10 protein-coding genes and 4 pseudogenes are annotated in these 14202 nt (G+C 68.5%); 7 read left to right on the forward strand and 7 right to left on the reverse strand.

The genetic code is table 11. From position 1 onward, the window contains the following. Positions 1-2: 2 nt before the first annotated feature. Together G6N20_RS00100 and G6N20_RS00105 are read right to left on the reverse strand one after the other, a co-directional pair. Positions 3-3311 carry an AAA family ATPase gene (locus G6N20_RS00100; protein WP_083051867.1) on the reverse strand — a complete coding sequence of 1103 codons (3309 nt, stop codon included), beginning with the start codon at positions 3309-3311 and terminating at the stop codon, positions 3-5. Between the two features lie 72 nt (positions 3312-3383). Then, entirely contained in the window at positions 3384-3536 is a 153-nt protein-coding gene (locus tag G6N20_RS00105; RefSeq protein WP_158084804.1) for a hypothetical protein, read from the reverse strand. A gap of 432 nt (positions 3537-3968) precedes the next feature. Here G6N20_RS00105 and G6N20_RS00110 point away from each other — a divergent pair, with 432 nt between their 5' ends. Beyond that, positions 3969-4958 (forward strand): LLM class F420-dependent oxidoreductase, encoded by a 990-nt coding sequence (locus G6N20_RS00110; protein WP_083051869.1) that lies wholly within the window; start codon positions 3969-3971, stop codon positions 4956-4958. On the opposite strand, the pseudogene G6N20_RS21855 reads toward G6N20_RS00110, so the two are convergent. Continuing rightward, positions 4955-5249, reverse strand: a pseudogene (locus tag G6N20_RS21855) (putative quinol monooxygenase). The gene G6N20_RS00110 and the pseudogene G6N20_RS21855 sit on opposite strands and share 4 nt — an antisense overlap. Positions 5250-5476: 227 nt before the next feature. On the opposite strand from G6N20_RS21855, the pseudogene G6N20_RS00120 reads away from it, so the two are divergent. Further along, positions 5477-5659 (forward strand): annotated as a pseudogene (locus G6N20_RS00120) (DNA-binding protein); the annotation flags it as partial. A 40-nt stretch (positions 5660-5699) separates the two neighbouring features. Continuing rightward, positions 5700-5896: pseudogene (locus G6N20_RS20825) on the forward strand (thiolase family protein); the annotation flags it as partial. 288 nt (positions 5897-6184) lie between these two features. Here the strand turns inward: G6N20_RS20825 and G6N20_RS00125 are convergent. From G6N20_RS00125 to G6N20_RS00135, 4 genes and pseudogenes are all read right to left on the reverse strand, one after another. Then, entirely contained in the window at positions 6185-7834 is a 1650-nt protein-coding gene (locus G6N20_RS00125; protein WP_163662663.1) for a PE family protein, read from the reverse strand. A 315-nt stretch (positions 7835-8149) separates the two neighbouring features. Further along, positions 8150-9799: a DNA repair helicase XPB gene (locus G6N20_RS00130; protein WP_083051876.1), complete on the reverse strand. Its 1650-nt coding sequence runs from the start codon at positions 9797-9799 to the stop codon at positions 8150-8152. A gap of 1 nt (position 9800) precedes the next feature. Further along, positions 9801-9900 (reverse strand): annotated as a pseudogene (locus tag G6N20_RS22055) (hypothetical protein); the annotation flags it as partial. A gap of 7 nt (positions 9901-9907) precedes the next feature. After that, complete coding sequence (locus G6N20_RS00135; RefSeq protein ID WP_083051878.1) at positions 9908-12181, reverse strand: helicase-associated domain-containing protein; 2274 nt, start codon at positions 12179-12181, stop codon at positions 9908-9910. A 71-nt stretch (positions 12182-12252) separates the two neighbouring features. On the opposite strand from G6N20_RS00135, the gene G6N20_RS00140 reads away from it, so the two are divergent. Genes G6N20_RS00140 through G6N20_RS00155 form a run of 4 tightly spaced genes read left to right on the forward strand, consistent with a single transcriptional unit; the run spans position 12253 to position 13867 of the window. Further along, on the forward strand, positions 12253-12453 hold the full coding sequence (locus G6N20_RS00140; RefSeq protein ID WP_142272198.1) for a hypothetical protein: 201 nt from the start codon (positions 12253-12255) through the stop codon (positions 12451-12453). A 9-nt stretch (positions 12454-12462) separates the two neighbouring features. Then, positions 12463-12963, forward strand: coding sequence for a cyclic pyranopterin monophosphate synthase MoaC (gene moaC / locus G6N20_RS00145; protein ID WP_083051883.1), 501 nt, complete (start codon positions 12463-12465; stop codon positions 12961-12963). Further along, the gene (locus G6N20_RS00150) at positions 12960-13445 is read left to right on the forward strand and encodes a MogA/MoaB family molybdenum cofactor biosynthesis protein (RefSeq protein ID WP_083051886.1); all 486 of its coding nucleotides are present in this window, start codon (positions 12960-12962) and stop codon (positions 13443-13445) included. The genes moaC and G6N20_RS00150 overlap by 4 nt, the downstream gene beginning before the upstream one ends. After that, positions 13442-13867: a molybdenum cofactor biosynthesis protein MoaE gene (locus G6N20_RS00155; RefSeq protein ID WP_083051889.1), complete on the forward strand. Its 426-nt coding sequence runs from the start codon at positions 13442-13444 to the stop codon at positions 13865-13867. The genes G6N20_RS00150 and G6N20_RS00155 overlap by 4 nt, the downstream gene beginning before the upstream one ends. Positions 13868-14202: the final 335 nt, after the last annotated feature.

The raw sequence follows: 14202 nt of genomic DNA on the forward strand, positions 1-14202 counted from the left end.
ATTCAGTGCGTTTCGATGGCCTCGATGAGACGTATGGTGTGCCGGACGATCGCCACCCCACCCAGGGCCGCGGCGATGTCGCGGGCGCGGTGCAGCATCGTCAGGGCGCGTGGCTTGTCTGCGTCAGCGTTTCGCGACAGCAGCATCTCCGCCCAGTACAGCAGGTTGCGCGCCTCAAACAGCGGTGCGCCGATGCGGTCGTGCACCACGGCAGCGGCGGCGAAGTGCCCTTCGGCGTCGTCGAACCGGCCCAGCGCGCCCGCCAGGCGTCCGAGGATCGTGTGGGCGGACGAGAATGCAATCGGGATCGGGTAAATCAGGTGGCTGCGGTAGGGGTACAGCAGGTCATAGATCTCTGCGATGACGTTGCGGTCGCCGACCCGCACCGCGGTCAGGCCCCAGTACGCCAGGGCGTAGAGCCGGAGGTAGTCGTGGTTCAGTGACCCGAAACCGGCTTGGGTGATCTCGCCCAGCAGTTCGGCGGCCTCGTCGAGGCGACCCAGTTCGGTGAGGTAGAACGACAGTCTGGCCGGTATCGACGAAAGCCGCGGCGCGAGTTTTCTCATTTCGACGTTCGCGTCGATGATTTCCTCGAACCGGCCTTGCTCGTAGCGCAGGTAGTTGAGCTGGGGGCTGTAGAAGAAGAATGCGTCCGGAAAGCCGATGGCCACCCCGATATCCAGCGCATCGCTGGCATGCTGGTCGGCGAGCTCCAGATCGCCGGCCATCGCGGCAATCACTGTCGCGACAAACCGGGCAAGCCATCTCATCCAGGGCTGACCGGTGCGCTCGGATAGCTGCCACGCCCGGTGCGCGCAGTCGCGCGCTTGGTCGATGTCGGCGACTTCGACCGTGGCGAAAAATCTCATGGCCGCGGCCATGCATCCCAGGAATGGGTCATCTACCCCATCGGCCAGAGCCAGCAGCTCGCTGGTGAGCTCCATTCGCTCGGCCATCAGGTCGGGTCGCACCAGCAGTGCCGAGTTGACCAGAGTAAGCACCTGCGCCAGTGCGTGTTTGTCGGAGTCGTTGCGCGCCAACTGTTGGGCTTCATCAATCAGCGGGCGTATCCGGGTGGTGAAATCCCAGTCGAAGCAGGCCTCGGCGGCCAGCTGCGCGAGCAGCCGAGGACGATTGGGGGAACCGGCGGGCAGCGCGCCGATGGCCGCTTGCAGTGCCGCGATGCGCTCGGCGTCGACATCGACGACGTTGCTCAGCCAGCCGCGGGTGTTGGCGATCGCCGCTTTGGCCATCCGCTCTCCGTCGCCCATCCGCGAGGCGATGTCACCGGCGGCCAGCAACGTCTCACGGTAGCCCGGATCGCCGCTCTGGCGTTGGGCTTCGCCGATGAGGGTCATCAGGTCGCAGCGGTCGGCCGCGCTGACCTCGCCCGCTGTGGCCAGCTCCTCGAGGGCCTGGGTGAACCAGCGCAGCGCCTGATCCGGGGCCAGGTGCGCCAGTGCCCGCTCCCCGGCCCGACGGGCATACGAGATCGCCTTGCCGAAGCTGGCCGCCTGGCCCCTCGCCCAGTGGTAGGCCAGCTCGTCGAGTCGCTCGTCGATGCTGCCTCCTGCGGTGTCTTCGATGGCTTGGGCGATGCGGGTGTGCAGCCGCGCGCGCCGGGTCCGGCCGAGGTCCTCGTAGAGGGTGTGGTTGATCAGCGCGTGTGCGAACATGAACCGCCCCGGCGACTGCGGGCTCTCCCGGAGGACCGACCCGGCCACCGCCGACTCCAGCACGGCGAGCAGGTCGTCCTCGTATCGCTCGGTGACTACCGACAGCAGCTCAAGATCGAACTCGCGCCCTATCACCGCCGCGGCGCCAAGAGCGCTGACGGCCTCGGGCCCGAGTCGGTGGATCCGCTGCACAACAACATCGCGGACGCTGCGCGGGATACCCAGCTCAGCGACCTCGGCGGTGACCACATAGCGGCCGCTGTCGGCCTGCACCAGTCCGCCGGACTCCACTAGATGGCGCAGGATCTCGGTCACGAAGAACGGGTTGCCGTCGCTTTCACGGCGCACCGCCTCGGCCAGCTCGAGCCCTTGGGCGTTGAGCTCATGACCCGCGGCGGCCGCCATCAGCGACTCCACCTCCGGCTGCGCCAACCCCTGCAGCGCAACCCACTCCACACCGGGTTCGCGTCGCAGATCAGCCAGCAACCCACTGAGCGGATGATCCACATCGGTCTCGCTGTCGCGGTAGGTGCCCAACACCAACAGCTGCGCGCGCATCACATGGGCCACCACGTGCTTCAACAGCGCCAGGGAGGGTTTGTCGGCCCAGTGCAGATCATCGAGCAACACGACCACCAGCCCGTGGGTGGCCGCGCACTGCAGCAGTCCGACGACCGCCCCGAACAGCAGGCAACGCTCCGCCGCTGGATCACTCACCCGCGGGGCGGGCACGTTGGGCAGCCGGCGCGCCAGCTCGGGCACCAACCGGCACAATTCACCATCGTGCGCGCTCACATGCTGGGCCAGCACCTCCATCGGGGCGTGCTCGACCAGGCCGCGCAACGCCTGCACCCACGGCTGATACGAGGCCGACAGCTCCTCATCACAATGCCCGTACAGCACCGTGGCGCCCTCGGCGTTGGCCTCCAACGCCACATGTGTGGCCAACCGCGTCTTGCCGATCCCGGGCTCTCCGGTGATCAGCACCACCTGGCGGGCACCGTCGAGAGCGAGCTGGCGCACCTGCGATAACCGGGCGAGGATGTCTTCGCGGCCCACATAGGCGGTTTCCGGCAGCACCTGCAGCCGCGGCGGCAACGGAGTGGTCACCCCCCTCACCGATGCCCACACCAGCTCGCACGCCGCCACCGGCTCGGGCAGCCCCCTCAGTTCGAGCTCACCCACCGAACGGAAGGTGTGCTCGCCGCGACGACCGACCATCACCCGGGTCACGTTGGACAGCAACACCTGACTCGGATTCGCCTTGGCGCACAGCCGAGCCGCCTCCACCACCGGGGGACCGAACACATCGCCCTCCGAGCGCGTCGCATCGCCCATGCTGATCCCGACCCGCACCAGCAGCTGTTCGGCGGCGCGCCGGTTGCGCAGCTCGTGGCGCTGCTGAATCGCTTGGGCGCATTCGACGGCCGCGGCCGCCGACGGCAATACCACCATCACCCCGTCTCCGGTGTTCTTGATCTCGAACCCGTTGGCGCCGGCGATTGCTTCCCGCAGCAGCCTGAAGTGTTCGACGCGCAGCTCCTCGGCGCGCTCCGGACCCACTCGCGCCCCCAGCCCGGTCGAATCGACCAGATCGGTGAACAACACCGTGACCGTTTCGACCTGAGCCGCCATCACGCCTCACTACCGTCACTCACCCGAGCGCGCGCTCGCCCATGTGCAGCGGGTGTGGCTTGCGCACATCCATCAGCTCGAGCCACGGCAAACTCTCCCCGGTCCCGGCGCGCGGTCAGCGCCGTCGCCAAGCAGCGGTGCGACCTCTGCGCCGGACGCCAAACCGACCCCGGCCAATTCCGGAGCCGCCGCCACCAGCCGTGGCGCCACGTTCACAAACGTCATTGTTTGTCCTTCCACCGCGACTAGCGACCGAAGGTTGTCGGCCCCGAAGTGGGGGTCTTCGGCACCGCGTAAACCACATGTTGTGTGGAGGGGTTCTGATCAGCGGTCTTCTGTTTACAAAGCCACGCTAAGCAGTCCGCACATCGGCGTCCAGTACAAGGTTGCGAACAATCTCTTGCGTCATCCGCAAGTACTGTGTGGAAATGCCGTGCCGAAGATTCGCCGCCTGGCCGTCGATACCCTCATCGGCGGTGCGGCCACCAACTCCGGTGGGCCGCAGGCCGATGGGTAGCATCGGCTCTGCTGGCAACCCCGGCGCCGAGGGCATGCCTGGCCAGCCCGGCTCATCAGAACCAGCCCCTGGGATGCCTCACTATGTTGAGCCGCACAACCTTGGCGGCGATCACGCTTTAAGTCCTAGAGTCCCAAGGTATGCGCTTCGGTCTTTTCATTCCGCAAGGCTGGCGAATGGATCTCGTTGGCATCGAACCCGAGAAGCACTGGGCGGTGATGCGCGATCTCGCCACCTACGCCGACAACAGCGCATGGGACTCACTGTGGGTCTACGACCACTTCCATACCGTCCCGCTGCCCACCGATGAAGCCACCCACGAGGCATGGTCGTTGATGGCGGCATACGCGGCGAGCACATCGCGGATCAAGCTCGGTCAGATGTGCACGGCGATGAGCTACCGCAATCCCGTTTACCTCGCCAAGGTGGCGGCTACTGCCGACATCATCTCGGGTGGGCGGATACAGATGGGCGTCGGCGGTGGCTGGTATGAACACGAGTGGCGCGCTTACGGCTACGGCTTTCCGTCGGCCGGCGTGCGGTTGGGTCGGCTGGACGAGGGCGTGCAGATCATGCGGGCCGCCTGGCGTGACGGCAAAGTCAGCTTCAACGGTGAGCACTATCAGGTCGACGGCGCGATCGTGGCTCCGAAGCCTTTGCAGAACAATGGTATTCCGCTATGGATTGCCGGCGGCGGCGAGAAGGTAACGCTGCGCATCGCGGCGCAGTACGCGCAATACACCAACTTCACGCCGGAGCCCGCGGCGTTCGCCCACAAGTCAGAAGTATTGGCACAGCACTGCGACAAGTTGGGCACCGACTTCGACGCCATCGTGCGATCGGCGAACTTCACCGCGCTGGTCGGCAGTTCGGACACCGATGTCAAAGACCGGCTGCAGCGGGTCCGTGACCGCCTGGCCGGCTATGTACCCGAGGCCGTCGCGGATTCAATGGTCGCCGGTGGCAGTGGCCCGGACTCGGCGACGGGCACGCCGGAACAAGTGATCGAGCGGATCGCGAAGATCCGTGACCTCGGGTGTGAGTATGCGATCTGCTATTTCCCGGAGGCCGCGTATGACCGCTCCGGAATCGAGCTTTTCGAACGCGAGGTAATTCCCGCTCTGAGCTAGATATCGGTAGTGGAGTACCTCCTCTTTAACTGGAGGCGTGGCCAGCAGTGACGGGAGTTCCGTCAGCCGGCCTTCGGCGGCGCGAAATCTGCGGTAGGCCTCGTCGTGCTCGACCGTCTCCCGGAGTTCGTGGATAAGCCAGCGTGCTTCGTCGTCCTGATCGACGAGTACATCGTTACCGAGGTTCTCGTCGAACGCCCGGGTACCCCGCAGCGCCCGGCCCATGACAGCGCACGCCGCAGACACCACGTCGGGCTTCAGCCTGAGTTCGAGTATCACTGTGACCGGCATGATCGTCTCTCATATCGGGCAGCGGCGATCCACGTCAGCCGACGTGGTTGGTCGGTGCTCGCCGGTCACATCTGTCCCGCTGGCCTCTGGCACGAAGGGTGCTCTTTGTGCCCGGCTGGGAGCGACAACCGGCGGCCGCCGGTTGTCGCTTGAAGAACAGAGGCGAGTCTGACAACCCTTCAACTCCCGTCTTGAACTGCGAGAACGTGTATTTCGCATTGGTGGAACGCTGTCGTGACGCTCTGGTGAGCCGCATTATTCTGTTGGCGAGGTGTCCGCCCGGACCTCCGTAAGCGTGTCCTGCCGGTAAGGAATTCGTGCCGCTCGGCGTGGGCTTGCTCCGGCTCGGTGACGTGATCCGAGTCGTGGGGCGGCTACCCGAGAATGATCCGGCCAAGCTGCCCGCCGGTACAGCGCCTACGAAGTGCACGCCACGTTCACACCTACGCCTCGATGCCGGTCGACGCCGGTGGCGGGCTGATAGCCAATGGCGAGCCGATCGACGCGTCGGGGCTGCGGCAAATGCACGAGCCGGTTCGTCAACTGCGGGCCGAGGCGAGCGGCCATGTGCTCGGGAATCAGTGGCTCGGACCGGCTCAGGTATACGCACGCCGGGCGCCGCGTCACGGACCATCGTTTCGACCTAGCGCGATGCGGGGCGCGACGGTCGAGGGAGTAACCCTACCCCCTTATGAGCACATCAGCACCACGGACTCGGTCCGTGGTTTGGGCCGGGAAGGGGTGCGCCTCGCGGATTGGTGTGGCCGTGACAACCTTTAGCCCATCTGCTGCGTGGTGTCGTTGGTGGGGCGAACAACCGGTGGCGGGCGGCGCCTGTCGGCTGTTGGCCGAGCACCGTCGCGTGCTGTTTGCCGAAATGATTCGGCCGTTTCGGTTGGCCGCCCGCGACTGGCACGCCCCGCCATGCCCGTTCGTCAGCCGGGGAGGCCGTCTATGCCGTCGGCCCCCGTGGCGCCAGTCTGACCGGGGCCACCGGGGAGGCCGGGAAAGGGGCCGATGCCTGCGGTTGCTCCGCCGGCACCCCCGGATCCGGGGCTGCCCCCGGTGCCGCCGGCACCCGCGGTGCCGCCGGCACCGGGAGTCCCCGCGCTGCCCCAAAGCCCGCTGGCCCCGCCCGCGCCGCCGTTTCCGCCGTTTCCGCCCGCGCCGCCGGCACCGCCGTTGCCGCCGTTGCCGCCGTTGCCGCCATTGCCCCGATCGGTGTTGGCGAGGTTCAATCCGCCGGTGCCCCCTTTGCCGCCGTTCCCGCCCTGGTCTCCGGTACCGCCGTCGGCGCCGGCGCCTCCGGTTCCGCCGACGCCGCCGTCGCCCATCAATAGGCCGCCCCGCCCGCCGGCACCCCCGGCGCCGCCGCTGCCGCCAGCGCCGCCGGAGGCGCCGACACCGCCAGCCCCGCCGGTCCCGCCGGGGCCGCCCACGACGCCGGTGCCGCCGGTGCCGCCCATGCCGCCCGCAGCGCCGGTGCCCCCGGTGCCGCCGTTGCCGCCGGCGCCGCCGATGCCGGTGACGCTATCTCCGCCGGCACCGCCCATGCCGCCGGTTGCGCCGGCGCCGCCGGCCCCCCCGGCGCCGCCCGCGCCGCCCCCGAAGTTGTTGCCGGTTCCGCCGGCACCGCCCATGCCACCCCGGGCACCGTCACCACCGATTCCCCCGTTGCCGCCATTACCGCCGGCCAAATCCCCGTTGCCGCCCCCACCCCCGGTACCGCCCGGCTGACCGACGGTGGGGCCGCTGACTCCGTTGGCGCCGGGCCCACCGGGCCCGCCATAGTTCGCAATGGTGGTGCCTGGGGTGCCGGAGGCCGCGGCGGGGCCTGCCGGGAGCGGGCTGGGGTTGACACCGTCGGCGCCGACCGCGCCCAGGCCGCCGCTGCCGCCGGGCCCGCCCTGACCGAATAACCCAGCCGATCCGCCGTTGCCGCCCATGCCGCCATTGCCACCCGGGACGATGGCGTTGCCGCCGGCCCCGCCGGCGCCGCCGATGCCGTAAATCAGCCCGCCGTTCCCGCCGTTGCCGCCGGGCGCCCCAGGGGCACCTAGCCCACCGGCACCGCCGCGGCCGAAGAGCCCTGCGTCGCCGCCGTTACCGCCTCCGGGATGGCTGCCGCCGCCAGACCCGCCGGCCCCGCCGTTTCCGTAGAGCAGCCCACCGGGCGCTCCATTTTGCCCGGTTCCGGGCGCCCCGGCGGCGCCGTTGCCGATCAACGGGCGCCCCAGCAGCGTCTGGGTGGGTGCGTTGATCACACCGAGCGCCTGTTGCTCTAGGGTCTGCAACGCCGTGGCGTTGGCCGCCTCCGCGGTCGCGTACGCATTGCCAGCGGCAATCAAGGCCTGGACAAACCGCGCATGAAACGTCGCCGCTTGCGCACTAAGGGACTGATAGCTCTGCGCGTACGCGCCGAACAGCTGCGCGATCGCCACCGACACCTCATCGGCGGCCGAAGCCAGCACCGACATCGTCGGGCCTGCGGCCGCGGCATTAGCGGCGGTGATCACCGCGTCAATGTTGGCCAAATCCGTTGCCGCCGCTGCCACCATCTCCGGCGCAGTGATCACATTCACCATCGTTCTGACCTCCAGTGACGAGCCAGCTCATGTCGCCTCACCCCGATCTGTCAGACAGGCAGATCGTATCGCCTGCTTTGTCGAGCTATACGTGCAATCGGCAACTTTGGTTCGAAGGCTTGATGCTTTTGCTGGGCTCACCCGCCGAGGGCAGCGTCGGGCGTCCTAGCCCAGCGCAGCTGGGGTCCTTGACAGTACCGAGCCGAGGGGAGGTCTGGGATAGCGTTGGGGACCCACGGCGGGGGTGCCATGTCGGTAGCGGGTCAGGAAAGGCGCAGCCGAGCGCCGACCGCGGTAAGGCAGCGTCGGTGCAATCTAAATCGCCGGGCCAAGTAGGTCGTCCGCGTCGCGGATGATGTAACCGTAGCCCTGCTCGGCCAAGAACCGCTGCCGGTGTGCGGCGTACTCGGCGTCCAGGCTGTCGCGGGCCACCACAGAGTAGAAGATCGCGCCGCCACCGTCGGCCTTGGGCCGCAGTATCCGGCCGAGCCGCTGGGCCTCCTCCTGGCGGGAGCCGAAAGTACCCGAAACCTGCACCGCCACCGAGGCTTCCGGCAAGTCGATGGAGAAGTTGGCCACCTTGGACACCACCAGCTTGGAGACCTTGCCGCGGCGGAAGGCATCGAAGAGCGCTTCGCGTTCGGCGGTTTTCGTCGAGCCCTGGATCACCGGAGCGTCCAGCTCTGCGCCAAGTTCCTCCAGTTGGTCGAGGTAAGCGCCGATCACCAGGGTCTGCTCGCCGGGGTGCTTCGCTAGAATCGACTTGACCACAGCGATTTTGGTGTGCACCGTCGAGCACAGTCGGTAGCGTTCCTCGGGTTCTGCGGTGGCGTACATCATTCGTTCGTTGTCGGTCATCGTGACCCGGATTTCGACGCACTCGGCCGGCGCGATCCAGCCCTGTGCCTCGATGTCCTTCCAGGGCGCGTCATAGCGTTTCGGGCCGATGAGGGAGAAAACGTCACCCTCGCGGCCATCCTCACGGATTAGTGTCGCGGTGAGACCCAGCCGCCGCTTAGATTGCAGGTCGGCGGTCATCCGGAACACCGGTGCCGGCAGCAGATGCACCTCGTCGTAAATGATCAGCCCCCAGTCGCGGCTGTCGAACAGCTCCAGATGCCGGTACTCGCCTTTGATGCGGCGGGTGATCATCTGGTATGTCGAGATGGTGACAGGCCGAATTTCCTTGCGTTCGCCCGAGTATTCGCCGATCTCGTCCGCGGTCAGCGAGGTGCGGGCAACCAGCTCGCGTTTCCATTGCCGGGCCGCGACGATGTTGGTGACCAGGATCAGTGTTGTCGCACACGCTTTGGCCATGGCGGCCGCGCCGACCAGAGTCTTGCCCGCGCCGCAGGGCAGCACCACTACCCCGGAGCCGCCGGCCCAGAACGAGTCCGCGGCCACTTGCTGGTAGTCGCGCAGCTCCCAGCCCTCCTGGTGCAGGCTGATCGGGTGCGCTTCGCCGTCGACGTATCCGGCGAGATCCTCTGCGGGCCAACCGATCTTGAGCAGCAGCTGCTTGACCCGGCCGCGTTCGCTGGGGTGCACGACAACGGTGTCCTCGTCGATGCGGGCACCCAGCATCGGTGCGATCTTCTTGTTGCGCAGCACCTCCGCGAGCACTGCGCGGTCCTGGCTCACCAACGTCAGGCCATGCGCGGGGTTTTTGACCAATTGCAGCCGACCGTAACGGGCCATGGTGTCGACGATGTCGACCAGCAGTGGCTGCGGCACCGCGTAGCGGGAGTAACAGACCAGCGCGTCGACGACCTGCTCGGCGTCGTGCCCGGCGGCGCGGGCGTTCCACAGCGCCAGCGGCGTGATCCGGTAGGTGTGCACGTGTTCGGGTGCGCGTTCCAGCTCGGCGAACGGCGAGATGGCGGCGCGTGCCTCGCCGGCCAGCTCGTGGTCCACTTCGAGCAGCACCGTCTTGTCGGACTGCACGATCAACGGCCCGGGGGTCATGAGCGCCGCTCTCCCCCGCAAGCGGGAGGTGCCCCCACCTCATCGCTGCGTCCCCCGCAAGCGGGCGGTACCCCCACTGCATCGTCGCCCGCGCGAGTCATGGGTCCATTATCGGTCGTCCGCCGACATCACCGATGTGATGCGGTGAACGGCGAACTCGCGCAGCCGCCCCGACGCCGAATCAAACGCCAGCAGTTGTCCGCCACGGATGGCGATTGGCGATACCACCCGCTGGGTGGCCACGCCGGCGGCGTCGAGATAACCGATCAATACCGTGGCTTGATCCTTCGCGGCGCGCTGCAGCAGCGACATCGCGACCGCCGGGTCGACCCGGATATTGCCGAACGGTGCGCCGGTCACCTTACGCAGCACCGCGACCACCGCATTCAGCGTCTCACCGCTTGGGCGCGGCGGCGGGCGGTACGGGCGGCGTTGCTGCGGCGCGGGCAACCGGGCCCCGCGGGGCCGGACGTCGACGATGGCGCCGGTGGAGTCTTCGGCGGCCGGGGCAAACCCTGCGCTCCGCAACGCGGCGAGCACTTCGGAGATCGGCGCGGGGGACACCGCCACGGTCGGTGCCAGGGCGCGAAGCTGGAGCCCTTCGGCGGCGGGCGCGGCCACCGCCTGGGCCAGCAGCGCGGTGTCGTCGCAGCGCACGAACGATGCGGCCAGGCCGATCCGAAGCTGACCGTGACGGCGCGCGACATCGTCGATCAGGTAGGTGAGCCCTTGGGGCACCGGGGTTTTGGAGTGGTTTGCAAAGAATGCGTGCATCCAGTCGCGGGTCTTGCCGATGTCGAGCGCATGCCGGATCGACTGCTCGCTGACGCGGTACACCATCGCCGTGCCGGCCGACTCCACGGCGGCGACGCTGGCCAGCTGCTCGGCGAGGTCACGGTGCAGCGGACCCGGCACCACGACGGTCAAGTCGGCCTGGATCAGGAAGTGGTCGATCGGTTTGGGCAGCGCCTTCGTCATCGCGCCGACGACGGCGCCCGGATCGATGGACTCGTCCAGCAGCGCGCGTCCGGGCGTGCTGATCGCTCCGCGACCCAGCAGCCCCAACGCGTGGCCTTCGGTCAGCAGATCTGCGACGGGCCCCGGCTGCAGTCGCCGGGCCCAGCGTGGGCGCCGCCAGATCAGTGCCGCCGACGCGCTGTCGGCATCGACACCGGCACCGGCGGGCAGCTCGGCGAGCATGCCAAGCAACAGCCGACGATCCCACGGGGCGGCTGTGGAGAACAGCGAACCCGACAGAGCGCCATAAGGTTTGGCGTCCGGACCGCGGCTGCCGATCAATGCCGGCCGGCCCGGCAGGTCCAGCCAGGTGCTGGCCAGCAGGTGCCAACGCTCGGCGGCTGGCATCGCGGTGAACCGGTCGGCGGTCGCCGTGGGTGCCCAGTAGGGGCCGTCACCGTAGCTCGGTTCGGGAACGGGCATGCCGCAGGCGATCAGCCCGGCCGCCGCGGCCACCTCAAGGATCAGGCCCAACCGCTGCTCGTCGATTCCGGTCGCCTTGGCCAGCCGCCTGACTTCACGAATCCCAAGCCCGCCGCTGCGGAGCTCGGCAACCGGTGTGGCGCCGAGGCTTTCCAGTAGGACGTCCAGCTCGCGCAGCAGGTCGATGACGGCTCCGGCCGCTGCGGCATCGGCGTCGTCGGGCGTGGTGGTGGAAACCACCGGGTCGGGCGCGGTCAGTTGCATCGGCCCGGGCCGCTCGCCGCGCAGCAGCTGTCCGACGAGGCGGGGCAGGATCACCGTCTCGGCATCGATGCGCCGCAACAGGCCGCTCGCCAGCAGCCGCGGCACCGGGCGGTCCGGCGGCGCCCCGGGCGCGGCGTCGCGGGTGCGTCCCATCGGGGACCCGGCCAGCAGCTTGTCCAGCACGTCGCGCTGCGCGTGGTCGAGCCCGGCGAGCAGATCGGCAATCTGCTCACCGGTGCGCGAGGAATCCTCCAGGGTGACCTGCCCCGGATGCCACGGCAGCGCCGCCGCGGCGTCGGCGACCACCCGGACGGCGGCCTCCCCCCAGGCCAAGGCGCGGTGCTTCAGGTCGGTCAGCGCCTCGCTGACTTCGGCCTGGCCGGCGCGGTCGCCGATCAATGCGAGCACCTTGGCGATCGGGACCGGAGCGGTATCGGCCTGCAACACCAGCAATGCGTCCAGCAGCGCGAGCCGCAGGAAGTCGAGCTCGTCGGTGGCGGCCTTGACGGACTGCCGGGCCTGGGCCCGGGCGGCCAGTGCGGCGATGCTGCCGGGTGGTGGCTGGGCCAGGTCTGGTCGCAGCTGCAGCAGCAGGATCAGCCGCTCGTCGGGCAAGTCGGCCAGCCAGGACCCCAGCGGGATGTCCGGGCTGTGTTCGGTCGGGGTTTGCCGGGTCATCGCTGATCAGCGTAGGCCGGATCGACAACCTTGCGTCCCGGGCGGGTACGGGACCTGTCAGAATGGAGATCGTGGCTGACATTGCTGAAGGCAAGGTGCGCAAGACCAAGTACGTCGACAACGGCTGGCCGACCACGGACCCGAACGACCACGCGGTCAGCGAACTCGTGACCGATCGCACGGGTGCCCTATCACCCTTCGGTGAACTGGTGTTCCCGGTGCCCTCCGACGAGCTGCCATACATCCACCCGGTGACCGTCGTCAATCGGTAGGCGGCCGGGGTGGCCAGCGCCTCCGGAGCATCCGACCACCGTTCGGGCGGGCTGTCGCACCTGGACGAGCGGGGAGCCGCGCACATGGTCGACGTCACCGACAAGGGGGCCACCAGGCGCACCGCCGTCGCTGCCGGTGCGCTGCGTACCTCGCCGGAGGTGGTGACGTTGATCTCGACCGGTGGCCTACCGAAGGGCGATGCGCTGGCTACCGCTCGAGTGGCAGGCATCCTGGCGGCCAAACGAACCAGCGATCTGATCCCGCTGTGTCACCAGCTTGCGCTCACCGGCGTCGACATCGATTTCACGGTCGGCGCCTCCGATATCGAGATCACCGCGACGGTACGGTGCACCGACCGAACGGGCGTCGAGATGGAGGCGTTGACCGCCGTCAGCGTGGCGGCGCTGACGCTCTACGACATGATCAAGGCGGTCGACCCGGCCGCGCGCATCGATGACATTCGGGTGCTCCGCAAAGCGGGCGGCCGCAGCGGAAGCTGGGCACGATGACCGGTGCCCGAACCGCCCGAATCATCATCGCTTCGACGCGTGCGTCCTCGGGTGTGTACTCCGATGAATGCGGGCCGATTATCGCGCAATGGCTTGGCGAGCGCGGGTTTTCGGCTGCGCAGCCGCAGGTTGTCGCCGACGGCAACCCGGTTGGGGAGGCGCTGCAGGAGGCGCTGCAGGACGGAGTCGACGTGATCATCACCTCCGGCGGCACCGGCATCTCACCCACCGACAGCACCCCCGAGCAGACCGTGGCGGTGCTGGACTTCGTCATTCCCGGGCTGGCCGACGCGATTCGTCACTCGGGCCTGCCGAAGGTGCCGACGTCGATGCTGTCCCGCGGGGTGTGCGGGGTGGCCGGCCGCACCCTGATTGTCAATCTGCCCGGTTCACCCGGCGGTGTCCGCGACGGCCTCGGGGTGCTCTCCGCTGTGCTCGACCACGCGCTTGACCAGCTCGCCGGCGAAGATCACCCCCGATGACGCTGGTGCTGCGCGCCGCGCTGACAGACCGGCCGATCTTTCTGGCTGAGCACCAGGACTTGGTGAGCCATCAGTCCGCCGGAGCCATCGTCGGGTTCGTCGGGATGATCCGTGACCACGACGCTGGACGCCGGGTGCTGCGGCTGGAGTATTCCGCGCACCCGTCGGCGGAACAGGTCCTCGCCGATGTGGTAGCCGAGGTCGCCAAGGAGTCGAGCGGGGTGCGGGCCGTCGCGGCCAGCCATCGAATCGGCGTCCTGCAGATCGGGGAGGCGGCGTTGGTGGCCGCGGTTGCCGCCGATCATCGACGGGCGGCGTTTGCCACCTGCGCGCAGCTGGTGGACACCATCAAGGAGCGGCTGCCGGTGTGGAAGCACCAGTTCTTCGAAGACGGGTCCGACGAATGGGTGGGTTCGGCATAGGCCGGCCTAGTGGTCGCGCTCGTAGGTTCGCTGGGAGTTGGAGCCGGGGTGACCCGCGCTGTGCGGCTGCAGGTGACCCGGGTGCGCACGGTGCGCGGTCCCTCGTGTCTCACCCGCCTCACGCGTTTCGGCACGGTAGGGATATGCGATGCGCCCGCCTACGCGCGACAACCCTGGCTGTCGCTGGTAGGCGGGCACCTTGGATGCCGGCACGTACCGGGTACGCGTGGGGTGGATGAGGAATCTGTGACGCCTAGGGCGGGCAGCCTGTCAGCGCGCAGCGCCCCCACGAACCTACGAGCGAGACCACTTAGCGTTAGCCGGCGAGGACGACG

It is taken from the genome of Mycobacterium shinjukuense (assembly GCF_010730055.1).
Classification (GTDB): domain Bacteria; phylum Actinomycetota; class Actinomycetes; order Mycobacteriales; family Mycobacteriaceae; genus Mycobacterium; species Mycobacterium shinjukuense.